We start from the raw sequence: 15070 nt of genomic DNA, 5'->3' as shown, positions 1-15070 counted from the left end.
ACGCCCCTCCGGGGCCGGTCCTTCCGGGGGTTACTCGGACTCGGTGCTGCCCTCGGCGGCAGACTCGCCCTCGTCCTCGGCGCCCTCGGCCGGGGCCTCCGCCTCGACCGAGGTCGGCTTGGTGGTGATGTGCAGGACCAGGGCCTCGGCGTCGGCGGACAGCGAGACGCCGGACGGCAGGGGCAGGTCGCCCGAGGTGATCTGGGTGCCGAGCGCGAGGCCGGTGATGTCGACCTCGACGCCCTGCGGGATGTGCGTGGCCTCCGCCTCGACCGGGACGGACATCATGAGCTGCTCCAGCATGCCATCCGGCACGACATCGCCCACGACGTTGACCGGGATCTCGACGCTGACCTTCTCGCCCCGGCGGACCAGCAGCAGGTCGATGTGCTCCAGGAAGCCCTTGAGCGGGTCGCGCTGGATGCCCTTGGGCAGGGCCAGCTCGTCCACGCCGTCGCCGGCGAGGCGGATGAGCACGTTGGGCGTGCGCAGCGCGATCATCAGCTCGTGCCCCGGCAGGGTGAGGTGCTTGGGCTCGGTGCCGTGCCCGTAAAGGACGGCGGGCACCTTGGCGGCGCGGCGGATCTTGCGGGCGGCGCCCTTGCCGAACGCGGTGCGCTGCTCGACGTTGATGCGTACTTCGGACACGGCTGATCTCCTAGGGATCTCGGCGATTCGGGCGGAATGCGCGCCCACCCTGGTCCGCCCTAGCGGAAGGCGTTACGGGCGCAACCTGGCTAGTCTATACGCCGCCGAAGCCGATCCCGTCCAGAAGGTTGTTCACCAGCGCGACGACGAAGTCGTCCGTGACCGGTTCGTCCGGGATGAGCAGCCGGTGGTAGACCGAGCCCCAGAGCTGGTCGACGACGACCCGCACATCGATGTCGGCCCGGATCTGCCCGGCCTCCTGCGCCCGGCGCAGCCGCTCGCCGGCCAGCGCGCGCCGCCCCGAGGAGTACAGCCTCCGGAAGGCGGCGGACAGGTCGGGGTCGGTCTGCGCCTGGCCGATCAGCTCGGCCAGGACCCTCCCGCCCGGTGTCTCGGTCATCACCCGGGCGAACGCGCGCAACTGGCTGATCAGGTCCGCGCGGACGTCTCCCGTGTCAGGAAAGGCCAGTCTGTCCTGGACGGCATGAAAGTAGCCGTCCATGGCCAGGGCGCCCTTGGAGGGCCACCATTTGTAGAGGGTCGTCTTGCTGACGCACGACAGCCTGGCCACCCGCTCGAAGGTCAGGTCCGCGATGCCTTCGGTGAGCAGGAGTTCGCCGACCGTGCGGAGCACGTCGGCCCGGACCTCGTCCGCCGGCCGGCGCCCCCGCCCGCGCTGGCCGCGCTCTCCGGCGACGACGCCCTTGGGCTCTGTGGCCACGTTCGCTCCCGCTGTGTCGTTACCGGATCTCGTCAGTCTAGGCAGGCCGTGAGGTCGCCGGTTCCGGAGGAGGGGATCAGGCGAAGCCGCCGTTGACGTAGATCACCTGGCCGCTGACCCAGCGGGCCGGACCGGCCAGATGGGAGACGGTCTCGGCGATGTCGCGGGCTCGCCGAGGCGCTCCAGCGGGGCGGCCTTGGCCAGGGTGGCGATCGTGGCTTCGTCCTTGCCGTTGAGGAACAGCGGGGTGGCGGTGGGACCGGGGGCCACGGCGTTGACGGTGATGTCACGGCCGCGCAGCTCGCGGGCGAGGATCAGGATCATGCCCTGCCCGCGGGAAGCGGACACCGGCCGGTACGACAGGGGCTAGCTGTCCCCCTCGAACAGGCTCGTCACCGAGCCGTCGTTGAAGACCTCGCCGATCGCCTGCGCGATCAGCGGCGCGATGGACAGCACCGTCAGCTTGTCGAACCGCTTGTCGCCCGCCAGCGGCAGCGTGTTCGTCACCACGACCTCGGAGATCCGGGAGTTCTTCATCCGGTCCACGGCGGGGCTGGAGAACACCGCGTGGGTGGCCGCGACCAGCACGTTGGTCGCGCCCTGCTCATAGAGGGCGTCGGCGGCCTTGCAGATGGTGCCCGCCGTGTCGATCATGTCGTCGATCAGCACGCACGTACGGCCGTGCACCTTACCGACCACCTCGTGCACCTTCACCTGGTTGGCCACGTCGAGATCGCGGCGCTTGTGGATGAAGGCGACCGGGGTGCCGAGCTTGTCGGCCCACCGCTCGGCCAGGCGGACCCGGCCGGTGTCGGGGGAGACGATCGTGGTGTTCTCCGGCTCCAGCTTGTCGCGCAGGTAGGAGGCGAGGACCGGCATCGCGAACAGGTGGTCCACCGGCCCGTCGAAGAAGCCCTGGATCTGGGAGGTGTGCAGGTCGACCGACATGAGCCGGTCGGCTCCCGCGGTCTTGAACAGGTCGGCGACGAGCCGGGCGGTGATCGGCTCCCGGCCGCGGCCCTTCTTGTCCTGGCGGGCGTACCCGAAGAACGGCATGACCACGGTGATGCGCTTGGCCGAGGCCCGCTTGAGCGCGTCCACCATGATCAACTGTTCCATGATCCACTGGTTGATCGGAGCAGTGTGACTCTGGATCACGAAGGCGTCACATCCGCGTACGGACTCCAGGTAGCGGGCGTAGATCTCACCGTTGGCGAAGTCGTGCAGTCTGGTGGGGGTCATCTCGATCCCGAGGTGGGCCGCCACCTCTTCGGCCAGCTCGGGATAGGCCCTGCCGGAGAAGAACATGAGGTTCTTCTCCCCGGTCGTCTTCCTGCCGCTCACTGTGCCACCCCACCGGATGATTCGATGACGTGCCGACGTGATCGCTTGCTCACGTGCCTTTCTCCTGTTGATCGCCGGTCGGCGCGGCGGCCGACGCGCGAAGCGCCGCCTCGGCCGACCTGGTGCCCGCACGCTTGCGCGCGACCCACCCTTCAATGTTGCGCTGCCGTCCGCGGGCGACCGCGATCGCCCCGGGCGGCACGTCGTTGGTGATCGTGGACCCCGCCGCCGTGTGGGCGCCGTCGCCGATCGTCACGGGCGCGATCAGCATGGTGTCGCAGCCGACGAACGCGTGCTCCCCCACGGTGGTGTGATTCTTGGCCACGCCGTCGTAGTTGACGAACACCGTCGCCGCGCCGATGTTGGCGCCCGCGCCGATCGTGGCGTCTCCCACATAGCTGAGGTGCGGCACCTTGGCACCCTCGCCGACCTGGGAGTTCTTTATCTCGACATGCGCGCCCGCCTTGGCCTTGCGCATCAGCACGGCCCCCGGGCGCAGGTAGGTGTAGGGGCCGACCTGGGCCTGGGGGCCGATCCGCGCGCCCTCGCAGACCGAGTTGCGCACCACGGCGTCGGCCCCGACCTCGGTGTCGGTCAGCGTGGTGGCCGGGCCGATCTGCGCGCCGGCGGCGACCGTCGTACGGCCGTGCAACTGGCACCCGGGGTGGATCACGGCGTCGGCCGCGAGCTCGACGTCCACGTCGATCCAGGTACTGGCCGGATCGATCACGGTCACCCCGGCCAGCATGTGCTCGTGCAGCATCCGGTCGTTCAGCACCCGGCGGGCGGCGGCGAGCTGGACGCGGTTGTTGACGCCCTCCACCTCGACATGGTCGGCGGCCACGAAGGCGCCGACCCGGTGGCCGTCGGCGCGCAGGATCGCCAGGACGTCGGTGAGGTATTCCTCGCCCTGGGCGTTGGCGGCCCCGACCCGCTTGATCCCGTCGGCCAGGAGCTGCCCGTCGAAGGCGTAGACCCCGGAGTTCATCTCCCGGATCGCGCGCTGCTCGGGGGTGGCGTCCTTGTGCTCGACGATCTCCAGCACCGCGCCATCGGAGTCACGGACGATCCGCCCGTATCCGGTCGGGTCGGGCACCTCGGCGGTCAGCACGGTGACCGCGTTGCCCTCCTCGGCGTGTACGGCGAGCAGCCGGGCCATCGTCTCGCGGCGCAGCATCGGCGTGTCGCCGTACGTCACCAGGACGGTGCCGCCGATCGTGCCGACCTCTTCCAGGGCGGTGCGCACCGCGTGGCCGGTGCCGCGCTGCTCGGCCTGCACCACGGCCAGCGCGTCGGGGCTGGTGGCGGCCAGATGCTCGCGCATCCGCTCCCGCTCGTGCCCGATGACGACGATCAGGCGCTCGGGTTCGAGCCCGCGCGCGGCGGTGAGCACGTGGTCGAGCATGGCCCGGCCGCACAGCTCGTGCAGGACTTTCGGTCGTTCGGACTTCATCCGTGTGCCCTCGCCCGCGGCGAGGACGACGACGGCGGCCGGGCGCGGCACACTCACGGACTGAGCTCCCTCGGCGTCGCGGCTATGGATGGTTCGGATGCTGTGAACAAAACGGATGATCTACTCAAGCCTGATGAGGATGGCGTACGGCTACCACCTGGGCCCCGCGCCGCAATCCACCCGACACCGTGAGGATACCTGCCCGCCTCACAGTGACTCTCACCCCACCCGAGCATCCCGGGTGACCCGACGAACCACACATGACTACCGCTCCGGCGCCAGGACTCGAACCTGGACAACTGACACCAAAAGACAGCGGGCTGCCAATTACCCAACGCCGGATTACGGACCGACCCAAGCGGTGCGAGATCCCTCGACGACCGCCCGACTCAGTCCATCGAGCACACCCTACCTGGCGCGCACACCCTCCGACGATCGAGTTGGCCAAGCGCGATGGATCTTTTGGCCGCTCTGGCGGCCACCCGCTCACGTACCGCATCACTGCCCGCACTATGCGCATATAGTCGGACATGTCGGGGGGCCCTACCACACCCACGAGCCACCCGAGCCCCACCGGAGACCTTCCAGATCGTCACCCCGGACATATTCGGCACTGAGGTCTTCCTTACCTACGATGGCGTAAGTTACGGTTGCGTAGATAGGACATCGCTCCCATTCACGTAGCGAGAGGCAGCCCTATGACCGTCGCCACCGAAAACACGGCGCATCGCGCTAAGCCGGACATCGATCCAGAGCTCAAGACGAGATCGGAGATCATCACCTTCGGCGTCGTGGTGGCCGCTCCACTGATCGCCATCGCCGCCGCCGTGCCCTTCGCCTGGGGCTGGGGACTGAGTTGGGTCGACATCGTCATCGCGTTCGTCTTCTACGTCGTGACCGGCCTCGGCGTCACCGTCGGCCTGCACCGGTACTACACGCACGGCTCCTTCAAGGCCAAGCGCCCGCTGAAGATCGCACTCGGCATCGCCGGCAGCCTCTCACTGGAGATGTCCGTGCTGGACTGGGTGGCCACCCACCGCAAGCACCACAAGTTCTCCGACAAGGAGGGCGACCCGCACTCGCCGTGGCGGTTCGGCACCGGGTTCAAGGCGATGTCCAAGGGCCTGCTGTACGCGCACATGGGCTGGCTGTTCGAGCCCACCCGGGCCAACCGGGAGAAGTACGCCCCCGACCTCTACAAGGACCCCGACGTGCGCAAGATGCACTCCTGGTTCCCGGTCATGGCCATCTCCTCCCTCGTGCTGCCCGCGATCATCGGCGGCCTGGTGACCTGGTCGTGGTGGGGCGCGGCGACCGCGTTCTTCTGGGGCACGGTGGTGCGGATCGGGCTGCTGCACCACGTGACCTGGTCGATCAACTCGATCTGCCACGTCTTCGGCGAAGAGGACTTCCAGGTGCGCGACAAGTCGCGGAACGTCTGGTGGCTGGCGATCCCGTCGTTCGGCGAGTCCTGGCACAACCTGCACCACTCCGACCCGACCTGCGCCAGGCACGGCGCGCTGAAGGGCCAGATCGACCTGAGCGCCGGCGTCATCCGCCTGCTGGAGAAGGCCGGCTGGGCCTACGACGTACGGTGGCCGGACCCCGAGCGGCTGGCGGCGAGGCGGCTTGGCTGAGTCCGCCCGGACACCCCATCTGATCGGCCGGGCCGCCGATACCGAGGCGGCCCGTGTTCCCACCGCCAGGAGAACTGCGGGCATTATGAATCCTGTGAGCGAATCCCGGTCCCGCAGACGTATGTCAGGCAAGGAACGCAGGGAGCAGCTGATCGCGGTGAGCCGCGCCCTCTTCGCCGAGAAGGGGTTCGACGGCACCTCGGTCGAGGAGATCGCCGCCCACGCCCAGGTCTCCAAGCCTGTGGTCTATGAGCACTTCGGCGGCAAGGAGGGCATCTACGCGGTGGTCGTGGACCGCGAGATGCAGCGGCTGCTGACGATGATCACCGAGGCGCTCTCGGCCTCACATCCGCTGGCCAAGCTGGAGCGGGCCGCCCTCGCGCTGCTCCACTACATCGAGGAGAGCAGCGAGGGGTTTCGCATCCTGGTCCGCGACTCGCACGCGGCGTCGGGCACCGGCACGTTCGCCAGCCTGATCAGCGAGATCGCCAGCCAGGTGGAGGACATGCTGGCCGACGAGTTCGCCAACCGCGGCTATGACCCCAAGCTCGCGCCGATGTACGCCCAGATGCTGGTCGGCATGGTCGCGCTGACCGGCCAGTGGTGGCTCGACGTACGCGCGCCCGGCCGCGAGGAGGTCGCCGCCAACCTGGTGAACCTCGCCTGGAACGGCCTGACGGGCCTCAACCCCAGCCCGCGGCTCAGTCCCGCGGGCCGCAGGGCGGAGGCACAGAGCGCACAGACCGCGCAAAGGGCCCAGCCGCCCCCGCCCGTCGTACGGCCGGCCACCGACAAGGAGTTGCGCGAACGGGAGAAGGCCCGCGAACGCGAGGTCAAGGAGCAGGAGAAGTACGCCCGCGAGCAGGAGAAGCAGCGGCTGCGCGAACAGCGGGAGCGGGAGAAGGCCCGCGAGAAGGAGCGCAAGGAGCAGGAGAAGCTCGCCCGCGAGCAGGAGAAGGCCAGGGAACGCGAGCTGCGCGAACGGGAGAAGGCCCGCGAACGCGAGGCCAGGGAACTGGAGAAGGCCCGCGAGCGGGAGGTGCGGGAGCAGGAGAGGCTGCGCGCCCGGGAGGCGCGCGCGGCCGGCCGGACGCCGAGCCGCCCCCAACAGCCGCAGCTCCACCAGCCGCAGCTCCACCAGCCGCAGCCTCCCCAGCCACAGCCCGAGCAGCCCCGGCCGGCGGTGGCCGCGCATGCCCCGGTCCACATACAGGACGAAGGGTATGGATCGGGTTAGAGTGGACAGGAGCCGGGAGAACGTCGCTCGGCGGAGCACTGACCGCACTCGTTGAGCCGAAATTAACGTTCTGTTCAACAAGCTGAGCAATATTCTTTGATATGTCCGCCGAACTCGTGCAACCACCGCCAGACGGGCAGGAAGAGCCACCACTCCCTGCGGAGCGCTTCCTCAACAGGGAGGAGTCGTGGCTCCAGTTCAACCAGCGCGTGCTCGAAATGGCGGAGGACGCGTCCCTGCCCCTCCTCGAACGCGTCCGCTTCCTGGCGATCTTCGCAAGCAACCTCGACGAGTTCTTCCGGGTCCGGGTGGCCGGGCTCAAGCGGCGGATGGCCACCGGCCTGCTGCTGCGCACGAAGAGCGGGCTGAAGCCGCGCGAGGAACTGGCCAGGATCGCCGCGATCGCCGACGAACTGGCGCTGCGCCACGCCGCCTGCTTCCACGCGCAGATCCGCCCGACGCTGAGCGGCGAGGGCATCGAACTGGTCCGCTGGGACGACCTCGGCCGGGACGAACGCACCGGCCTGCGCAAGCTCTTCCGGGAGCGGATCCGCCCGGTGCTCACGCCGCTGGCCGTCGATCCCGCCCACCCGTTTCCCTATATATCCGGCCTGTCGCTCAACCTGGCCGTCATCGTCCGCAACCCGGCCACCGGCCAGACCGTCTTCGCCCGGGTCAAGGTACCGAGCCAGCTCCCCCGCTTCGTGGCGGCCTCCAAGGACCGGTTCGTCCCGCTGGAAGACGTCATCGCCGCCCACCTGGGCCAGCTCTTCAAGGGCATGGAGATCGTCCAGCACCACGTCTTCCGGGTCACCCGCAACGAAGACCTCGAAGTGGACGAGGACGTCACCGAGAACCTGATGCAGGCCCTCGAACGCGAGCTGCGCAACCGGCGGTTCGGCCCCGCCGTGCGCCTGGAGGTCGAGGAGAACATCACCGACGAGGTCCTCGACCTGCTGGTCGAGGAACTGGACGTGGCCGACCACGAGATCTACCGGCTGCCCGGCCCGCTCGACCTCACCGGCCTGCACGCCATCGCCGACCTCGACCGGGGCGAGCTGAGCTACCGGCCGTTCGTCCCCGCCGAGGCCGTCCACGCCGAAGACGACCTGTTCGCCGTACTACGCGAACGCGACGTACTCGTCCACCACCCCTACGACTCCTTCTCCACCAGCGTGCAGCGCCTGGTCGAGGACGCCGCCAAGGACCCGAACGTCCTGGCGATCAAGCAGACCCTCTACCGCACCAGCGGCGACTCCCCGATCGTGGACGCGCTGATCGACGCCGCCGAAACCGGCAAGCAGGTCGTGGTCGTGGTGGAGATCAAGGCCAGGTTCGACGAGCACGCGAACATCTCCTGGGCGCGCAAGCTGGAGCGGGCCGGCTGCCATGTGGTCTACGGGGTGGTCGGGCTCAAGACGCACTGCAAGCTCGCCCTCGTCGTACGGCAGGAGGCGTCCGGCGAACTGCGCCGCTACTGCCACATCGGCACCGGCAACTACAACCCCAAGACCGCCCGGCTGTACGAGGACTTCGGCCTGCTGACCTCCGACCCGCTGGTCGGCGAGGACGTCACCGACCTGTTCATCCACCTCACCGGCTACTCCAACCACTCCGCCTACCGCCGGCTGCTGGTGGCCCCGCACTCGATGCGCGGCGGCCTGATCGCCAGGATCGAGCGAGAGATCGGCCATCTTGAGGCCGGGCGCCCGGCGCGCATCCGGATCAAGAGCAACAGCCTGGTGGACGAGGAGTTGATCGACGCCCTGTACCGGGCCTCCCGGGCGGGCGTGCCGATCGACGTGTGCGTGCGGGGCGTCTGCACCCTGCGGCCGGGCATCCCCGGCCTGTCGGAGAACATCCGGGTGCGCAGCGTGCTCGGCCGCTTCCTGGAGCACTCCCGCATCTACGAGTTCGGCGCGGGACGGCGTCCGGAGATCTGGATCGGCAGCGCCGACGTGATGCGCCGCAACCTGGACCGCAGGGTGGAGGCCCTGGTCAAGGTCACCAGCCAGCAGCACCGCGAGTACCTCGGCGAACTGCTCGACCTGTGCACCTCCGACCAGACGAGCACCTGGTGGCTGTGCTCCGACGGGGCATGGACCCGGCGGCACCGCGACGACGACGGCGAACCCCTCCTGGACGTGCAGACCCATCTCATCGGTACCCGCCGGTGGAGGACGATTGATGACTGAGCTCGACGTCCACCCGACCGACATGATCCGCGCGGCGGGGGCGGTGGTGTGGCGCGGCGACGAGAACAGTCCCGAGGTCGTCCTGGTCCACCGGCCGCGCTATGACGACTGGTCCTTCCCCAAGGGCAAGCTCAAGGCCGGCGAGCACGTCATCGCCGGCGCGTTACGCGAGGTCTGCGAGGAGACCGGGATCGACGCGGTGCTCGGCCGGGCGCTGCCGCCGATCCACTACCTGAAGAACGGCAGGCTCAAGCGCGTCGACTACTGGGCCGCGCGGGCGCTCGGCGGCCCCGGCTTCGAGGTGAGCGAGGAGGTCGATGAGCTGGCCTGGCTGCCGGTGGAGGAGGCCAGGCGACGGCTCACCTACGAGTGGGACGCGGGCCTGCTGCGCGGCCTGCGCGCCGCGCCGCTCACCACCGTCCCGCTGATCTTCGTACGGCACGGCCTGGCCGGCTCGCGCCAGGACTGGCCGGGCGAGGACGACGAGCGCCCGCTCGACGAGGACGGCCGGGCGCAGGCCGCCGGGATCGCCGAGGCGCTGGCCGGGTTCCGCCCGCAGGTCCTGGTCAGCTCGCCCAGCCTGCGCTGCGTGCAGACGCTCCAGCCCTTCGCGGCCGGGCACGGCCTGCCCGTCCGCGAGGACGCCGCGCTCACCGAGACCGCCCCCGACCCGGCGGTGGTGCTGCGCCTCGCCCTCGACCTGATGGACGCCGGCGTGCCCGCCGTACTGTGCGGGCACGGCAAGACGCTGCCACCGCTGATCGACGCCGTGTGGCAGGAGCGGCACAGCGGCCCCGGCAGGGACACCCACCTGCGCAAGGGCGCGTTCGCCGTACTGCACCACGCGGCGGGCCGGATCGTCGCCCTGGAACGCTACAGCACGTAATGTCCGTCACCCGGCGTGACTACGACGCCGGATCCCGGCGGCCGTCGAAGAAGGCGCGGGCGGCGGTCGTCGTCCGCGTCCAGACGTCGGGGAAGGCGACGTGGGCGCGTTCGCCGGTGGCCCGTTCCAGTCCGGTCAGCACGCCGTAGGTGAAGGTGTCCTCACCGGCCAGCCGGGCGTTCTCGGCCTCGCGGGCCAGCAGTTCCTGCGTCACCACGCCGTCCTGGTACGTGCCCAGGGTCTCCTGCACCTCCTCGGCGATCTTGGCCAGCTCGCGCATGCCGAGCACCTCGGCCGTGTACCGGGCCCGCTTGGCGGCCTTGCGCACGTCGTGCATGGCGATCTCGCGCTCGTCCTCGTCCGGCTTGGCCTGGGCGACGTCGTAGGCGTCGGTCACCCGCCGCCACTCCCGTTCGGCGACGGCGGCCAGCGGGGCGTCCGCGGGCCTTTTCGCCTGCTTGGTGAACGGCGGCGCGGCCAGCAGCGCGTCCAGCGCGTCGAGCAGGTCGAAATAGCGCTGGTCGGACAGGGCCTGGCGGATCTGCTCGTAGGCGGCGCGCTCCTTGACCAGCAGGTCGTCACCGAGCCGGTCGGTGATCGGGCCGACCACCAGCGCGTCGGGCAGCGCGGCGAAGTGCCGGGCGAACCTGGCCCGGATGACCTCCAGGTCGCGGGCGGTGCCCAGCTCGTTGCCGAGCCACTGCAACTCGCCCTGGATCGCGGCGACCTCGGAGTTCGCCGCGACGATGCTCTTGAACGCCTTCAGCGCGCTGCGCAGCCTGCGGCAGGCCACCCGCATCTGGTGGACGGCGTCGTCGCCGGCCTGCCGTACCCGGGGGTCTTGCGCGAGCAGCGCGGTGACCTGGGCGGTGAGGTAGTCGAGCACGACCTCGCCCGCGCTGCCCGGGACGGCCACCGGCCGTGGAGCGGCCTTGGGAGCGGTCCCGTTGAGCAGCCGGGCCAGCTTGCTGGCCGACGTCGCCGGGGCGGCCCCCGCCTTGCGCAGCCGCTTGCCGACCCGGCGCAGCACGGCCGGGTCGGTCGACCCGATCAGCTCGGCCTCCACCTCGCGCCAGCGCTCGATCCGCGGCTCCTCGCCGAAAACCGTGCCCTTGACCCGGTCGTCGGCGACCTCCACGGCGGCGTTGCCCGCGACGTCGTGCAGCACGGTCACGCTGCGCCGGGTGTCCAGCTCGGCCACCGGGATCAGTTCGGCCCCGCGTGTGTACGCTTGGACGAGCCCGGCCAGCGCCGCCGGTACGATCTTGGTGCTCCGGGTGAGCGGATGGGTGATCTCCTGCCGCACGCCCTTGGCCTTGGGCAGCTTCAGGTGCCAGCCGGGGTCCGCGCCACCGCGGCGGCGGCGCAGGGTGATGCCCCGGGCGGCCAGGCGCAGGTCGGCGGTGTCGAAGTAGATCGCCACGAGCTGGTGGCTCTTCGGGCCGGCCGCTTCCCCGCAGCCGCGTACTCCGCTCAGTTCGGGGACTTGGAAGTCCACAGGAACATCGAACTTGTCTTCGATCTCAAGTGCCACAGTAACCCCGCATTATGTCCAGGTAGCGGATACGTGGCCATGATGCCACCGTAAGGTAAACAAACTTCGCGACCCATCAGTCGCTGCCCCTTTCGGCCACATTTCATGCCTCGTGCGGGCCGGTCTGGGCGACGACGAAGATCCGGCGGAACGGGAACGGCGTGCCGTACGGCCCGCGCGGGTAGGCCGCGTCGAGCGCCGTACGGCAGGCCGCGAGGAACGCCTCCCGCTCCGGCCCCTCGCCGAGCCGGTCCAGGACGGGCCGCAGCGCCGTGCCGCTGACCCAGCCGAGCACCGCGTCCTCGCCCGGCAGCAGGTGGATGTAGGTGGTCTCCCAGGCGTCCACCCGGCAGCCGAGCCCGGCGAGCAGTTCCAGATACTCGGCGGGCTTGCCCACCGATCGATATTCGCCCAGGTCGCCGAGCCGGTCGCGCCACTCCGGCGTACGGCACAGCGCGCGGACCGTGGTGTGGCTCGGCTCGTCGAAGTTGCCCGGCACCTGGAAGGCCAGCCAGCCGCCGGGCGCGAGCGCGGCCACCCAGGCGGGCAGCAGTTCGCGGTGGTCGGGCAGCCATTGCAGGACGGCGTTGCCGACCAGCACGTCCACCGGCCGCCGCGGACGCCATTCGCGCAGGTCGGCGACCTCGAAGGCGAGCCGGTCGTGGGCGTGCGCCCGGGCCTTGCCGATCATCGCGGGCGAGGAGTCGAAGCCGTGTACTTCGGCGTCCGGCCAGCGCCGGGCGAGTTCGGCGGTGAGTTCGCCGGGCCCGCACCCGGCGTCCACGACATACTGTGGATCGTCGGCGCGCACCCGGGCCAGCAGCTCGAAGAAGGGCCGGGCACGTTCGCCGGCGAAGCGGTGGTATACGGCGGGGTCCCACATATCTCTTGACATCAAGATAAAGTACTAGCGAACCAGATATCTCGACGTCAAGACAGCTAGACTCCATGTCATGACTGACGAGGTGGGCGTGGCCCGGCCGGACGACCGTGATGAGGTCGATCGGCTGGTGGCGGCCTGGCGGCAGGAGCGTCCTGACCTCGACGTGGAGCCGTTGCAGGTGCTCAGCCGGGTCTCTCGGCTGGCCCGCCACCTCGATCGGGCCCGCCGCGCGGCCTTCGCCGAGCACGACCTTGAGCCGTGGGAGTTCGACGTGCTCACCACCCTGCGCCGGGCCGGCGACCCGTACGAGCTGAGCCCCGGCGCGCTGCTGCGCGCCACCCTGGTCACCTCCGGCACGATGACCAACCGCATCGACCGCCTCGCCGCGGCCGGGCTGGTCCGCCGCCGCCCCGACCCCGAAGACCGGCGCGGAGTCCTGGTCTCCCTCACCCCGGCGGGCCGCGACCGCGTGGACGCCGCCTTCGCCGACCTGCTTCGCCGCGAGCACCACCTGCTCGCCTGCCTGCGCGCCGACGAGCGCGACACCCTGGCCGGGCTGCTGCGCAGCCTCCTCGTGCCGTTCGACGCCGCCCCCTGAGGGGCGGTCGTGGACGCGGTGCGGTCGTTCGCCACGTCGCGCGCATCAGCCGCCGTCGGAGCCCGGTCCACCACCGAAACCGCCGCTGGTGCCACTCCCGGGGCCGCCGCCGAGGTCACCACCGCGACTGCCGCTGATGCCGCCGCCAAGGCCGCCGCGCATACCGCGCTGGCGTTGCATGCCATGCTGTCCGGCGACCCCGCCGACACCGCCGAGCACCATGAGCGCGCCCTGCGGCTGGCCGAGCGGGCCGGGGACCTCGTGCAGGCCGCGCGCATCCGCACCAGCCGTTCCGGCCTCCTGCTCGACGAGGGCAGGTACGCCGAAGCGCTCGCCGAGAACGCCGCTACACCGGCGACTCGGCTTCGGGCCCGCATCGACTCTGCCGCCGCATCCGCCGAGGACCCTTTCGAGTTCGGCCTGCACACACTCCTCGCCGGGCTCGAATCGCGCCTGCCCCCTGAAGATCATCACCCGCACGGCCACGACAAGACGCCCTGACCGGGCCGTTGGGGGTGGCTACCAGAGGCCGGTCGCGGCCAGGGCCTCTTGGGGGGAGGAGGCGTACCGGAGGCCCGGGACGGGGCGGCCGTCCTGGTCGAGGAGGCGCCAGCCGCCGAGCTGTACGACCGGGACGTTGCCGCGACGCTTGGCCAGGGCCAGTTCGGACAGGGTGCCCCAGGAGCCGCCGACGATGATCACCGCATCGCCCGAGTTCACGATGATGTTGTTACGGGCCTCTCCGACACCGGTCGGGATCACGATCGACAGATCGGGATTGGCCTGCTCGCGGTCGGCACGGGACAAGATGCCCACCACCGTCCCGCCCGCCGTACGGGCACCGGCGGCCACGGCGGCCATGACCCCGCTGTAGCCACCACAGATCACCACCGCGCCCCGCCCGGCCAGCAACCGCCCGACCTCCCGGGCGTTGGACTCATCGTCCGGAGTACAGTCGCGGGGCCCGCACACCGACACCTGGATCGCCACACCCCGATCATCCCAGCCCCGCACGCCTCATGACAGAGAGCATTCACAACTCTCCCAGTGCCACCCGGAAATCCGCGACGACGGGCAGGCCCACGCGGGCCAGAGGCTGGGGCGCGGTCAGGCGGTGCCGCCGAGGAAGTCGGCGACTACCGGTACATTGCGATACGCATTCAGTTGACCACGAAGCCCCTTCAAGGTGGCGGTGCTCCGCGCCGAATCGATCCCACCCATCAACTTCACGACCTCTGCGGCAGTGGCCACCGCCGCGTCGAGGTCGCCCAACGCCAAGTACGCCTCGGCGCGCCGGGCAAGGTAGATCACCGCGCCCCGTGCCTCCTTCGCCGGGTCATATGGGTCTTCAGCCGCGATCGCAGCGGGGTCGGACGAGGCCGGGATAGCCGGTGGGAGGTATGGAGAGGGGCCACGACGCAGGCGTGATGCCAGACTCCGGAGCGGTACCGGGCACGGACCGGCGGCGGGCAGGGGGCTTGCCGTACGCGCGGAGCGCGTCTCCCGCCGAAGGCGATTAGGGGCGCGCGGAGCGCGCGGGCTCGCCGGAGGCGGCCGTTGGGCGAAGCCCGATATGGAAAGAGCAGAGCGAAGGCGATTGAGACAAGCCCCGCACCGGCCCCGGTTCACTCCAGGCGGTCGGCCAGGGCCAGCCAGTCGGCTTCGACGGTGTCCTTTTCGGAGGCGATCTCCTTCAGTTCGGCGTCCAGCCGGCCCAGGCGTTCGTAGTCGTCCGCCGCCTCGGCCATCGCCGCGTGCAGCCCCGCCTCCCGCTCCCCCAGCCGGTCCAGCCGCCGTTCCAGCCGGGAGAGCTCCTTGCGCAGCTCCCGCTCCTCCTTCGCCGAAAGCCCCTCAGCAGGAACAGCGGCAGCCACCGGCGCGGCCTCAGCCGAGGCGACCGCGACCGCCGCCGCCCGCCGCGCCAAGTACTCGTC

At 70.4% G+C, this 15070-nt stretch carries 15 protein-coding genes, 1 tRNA gene and 1 pseudogene; 6 read left to right on the top strand and 11 right to left on the bottom strand.

Annotation, left to right across the window (positions count from 1 at the left end):
* Positions 1-30 precede the first annotated feature (30 nt).
* The 6 genes from C1I98_RS21180 to C1I98_RS21155 all read right to left on the bottom strand — a co-directional run bounded on the left by C1I98_RS21180 (position 31) and on the right by C1I98_RS21155 (position 4508).
* Positions 31-648 (bottom strand): 50S ribosomal protein L25/general stress protein Ctc, encoded by a 618-nt coding sequence (locus C1I98_RS21180; protein WP_111169172.1) that lies wholly within the window; start codon positions 646-648, stop codon positions 31-33.
* 94 nt (positions 649-742) lie between these two features.
* Positions 743-1369 carry a TetR-like C-terminal domain-containing protein gene (locus C1I98_RS21175; RefSeq protein ID WP_111169171.1) on the bottom strand — a complete coding sequence of 209 codons (627 nt, stop codon included), beginning with the start codon at positions 1367-1369 and terminating at the stop codon, positions 743-745.
* A 102-nt stretch (positions 1370-1471) separates the two neighbouring features.
* Positions 1472-1717: an SDR family oxidoreductase gene (locus C1I98_RS21170; protein WP_438672100.1), complete on the bottom strand. Its 246-nt coding sequence runs from the start codon at positions 1715-1717 to the stop codon at positions 1472-1474.
* A gap of 18 nt (positions 1718-1735) precedes the next feature.
* Positions 1736-2713, bottom strand: a complete 978-nt coding sequence (locus C1I98_RS21165; RefSeq protein ID WP_111169170.1) for a ribose-phosphate diphosphokinase — start codon at positions 2711-2713, stop codon at positions 1736-1738.
* Positions 2714-2762: 49 nt separating this feature from the next.
* Positions 2763-4223: a bifunctional UDP-N-acetylglucosamine diphosphorylase/glucosamine-1-phosphate N-acetyltransferase GlmU gene (gene glmU, locus C1I98_RS21160; protein ID WP_111169169.1), complete on the bottom strand. Its 1461-nt coding sequence runs from the start codon at positions 4221-4223 to the stop codon at positions 2763-2765.
* A gap of 213 nt (positions 4224-4436) precedes the next feature.
* Positions 4437-4508 (bottom strand) — tRNA-Gln (locus tag C1I98_RS21155).
* 356 nt (positions 4509-4864) lie between these two features.
* Between C1I98_RS21155 and C1I98_RS21150 the strand changes: the two genes are divergently transcribed.
* The 4 genes from C1I98_RS21150 (at position 4865) to C1I98_RS21135 (ending at position 10121) form a co-directional block, all read left to right on the top strand.
* Positions 4865-5803 (top strand): acyl-CoA desaturase, encoded by a 939-nt coding sequence (locus C1I98_RS21150; RefSeq protein WP_111169168.1) that lies wholly within the window; start codon positions 4865-4867, stop codon positions 5801-5803.
* Between the two features lie 94 nt (positions 5804-5897).
* Positions 5898-7040, top strand: a complete 1143-nt coding sequence (locus C1I98_RS44105; RefSeq protein ID WP_233508042.1) for a TetR/AcrR family transcriptional regulator — start codon at positions 5898-5900, stop codon at positions 7038-7040.
* A gap of 101 nt (positions 7041-7141) precedes the next feature.
* Positions 7142-9235 carry an RNA degradosome polyphosphate kinase gene (locus C1I98_RS21140; protein ID WP_111169167.1) on the top strand — a complete coding sequence of 698 codons (2094 nt, stop codon included), beginning with the start codon at positions 7142-7144 and terminating at the stop codon, positions 9233-9235.
* Positions 9228-10121 carry an NUDIX hydrolase gene (locus C1I98_RS21135; protein ID WP_111169166.1) on the top strand — a complete coding sequence of 298 codons (894 nt, stop codon included), beginning with the start codon at positions 9228-9230 and terminating at the stop codon, positions 10119-10121. The genes C1I98_RS21140 and C1I98_RS21135 overlap by 8 nt, the downstream gene beginning before the upstream one ends.
* Positions 10122-10140: 19 nt before the next feature.
* Here C1I98_RS21135 and C1I98_RS21130 read toward each other — a convergent pair whose 3' ends face one another.
* Both C1I98_RS21130 and C1I98_RS21125 read right to left on the bottom strand, forming a co-directional pair.
* Positions 10141-11655 carry a CYTH and CHAD domain-containing protein gene (locus C1I98_RS21130; RefSeq protein WP_111169165.1) on the bottom strand — a complete coding sequence of 505 codons (1515 nt, stop codon included), beginning with the start codon at positions 11653-11655 and terminating at the stop codon, positions 10141-10143.
* A 103-nt stretch (positions 11656-11758) separates the two neighbouring features.
* Complete coding sequence (locus C1I98_RS21125; RefSeq protein WP_233508040.1) at positions 11759-12550, bottom strand: trans-aconitate 2-methyltransferase; 792 nt, start codon at positions 12548-12550, stop codon at positions 11759-11761.
* Positions 12551-12608: 58 nt separating this feature from the next.
* Between C1I98_RS21125 and C1I98_RS21120 the strand changes: the two genes are divergently transcribed.
* Together C1I98_RS21120 and C1I98_RS21115 are read left to right on the top strand one after the other, a co-directional pair.
* Positions 12609-13136, top strand: coding sequence for a MarR family winged helix-turn-helix transcriptional regulator (locus C1I98_RS21120; RefSeq protein WP_111169163.1), 528 nt, complete (start codon positions 12609-12611; stop codon positions 13134-13136).
* A 9-nt stretch (positions 13137-13145) separates the two neighbouring features.
* Positions 13146-13637 carry a hypothetical protein gene (locus C1I98_RS21115; RefSeq protein ID WP_158558128.1) on the top strand — a complete coding sequence of 164 codons (492 nt, stop codon included), beginning with the start codon at positions 13146-13148 and terminating at the stop codon, positions 13635-13637.
* 18 nt (positions 13638-13655) lie between these two features.
* On the opposite strand, the gene C1I98_RS21110 is transcribed toward C1I98_RS21115, so the two are convergent.
* The 3 genes and pseudogenes from C1I98_RS21110 to C1I98_RS21100 form a co-directional block, all read right to left on the bottom strand.
* Positions 13656-14126 (bottom strand): TIGR00725 family protein, encoded by a 471-nt coding sequence (locus C1I98_RS21110; RefSeq protein ID WP_111169161.1) that lies wholly within the window; start codon positions 14124-14126, stop codon positions 13656-13658.
* Between the two features lie 117 nt (positions 14127-14243).
* A complete protein-coding gene (locus C1I98_RS21105) occupies positions 14244-14447 on the bottom strand; it encodes a hypothetical protein (protein WP_111169160.1) in 204 nt (67 codons plus the stop codon).
* 314 nt (positions 14448-14761) lie between these two features.
* A pseudogene (locus tag C1I98_RS21100) lies at positions 14762-15070 on the bottom strand (ABC transporter ATP-binding protein); the annotation flags it as partial.

This window comes from Spongiactinospora gelatinilytica (assembly GCF_003236385.1).
GTDB lineage: Bacteria > Actinomycetota > Actinomycetes > Streptosporangiales > Streptosporangiaceae > Spongiactinospora > Spongiactinospora gelatinilytica.
This window is presented reverse-complemented; position numbering and strand designations above follow the sequence as displayed.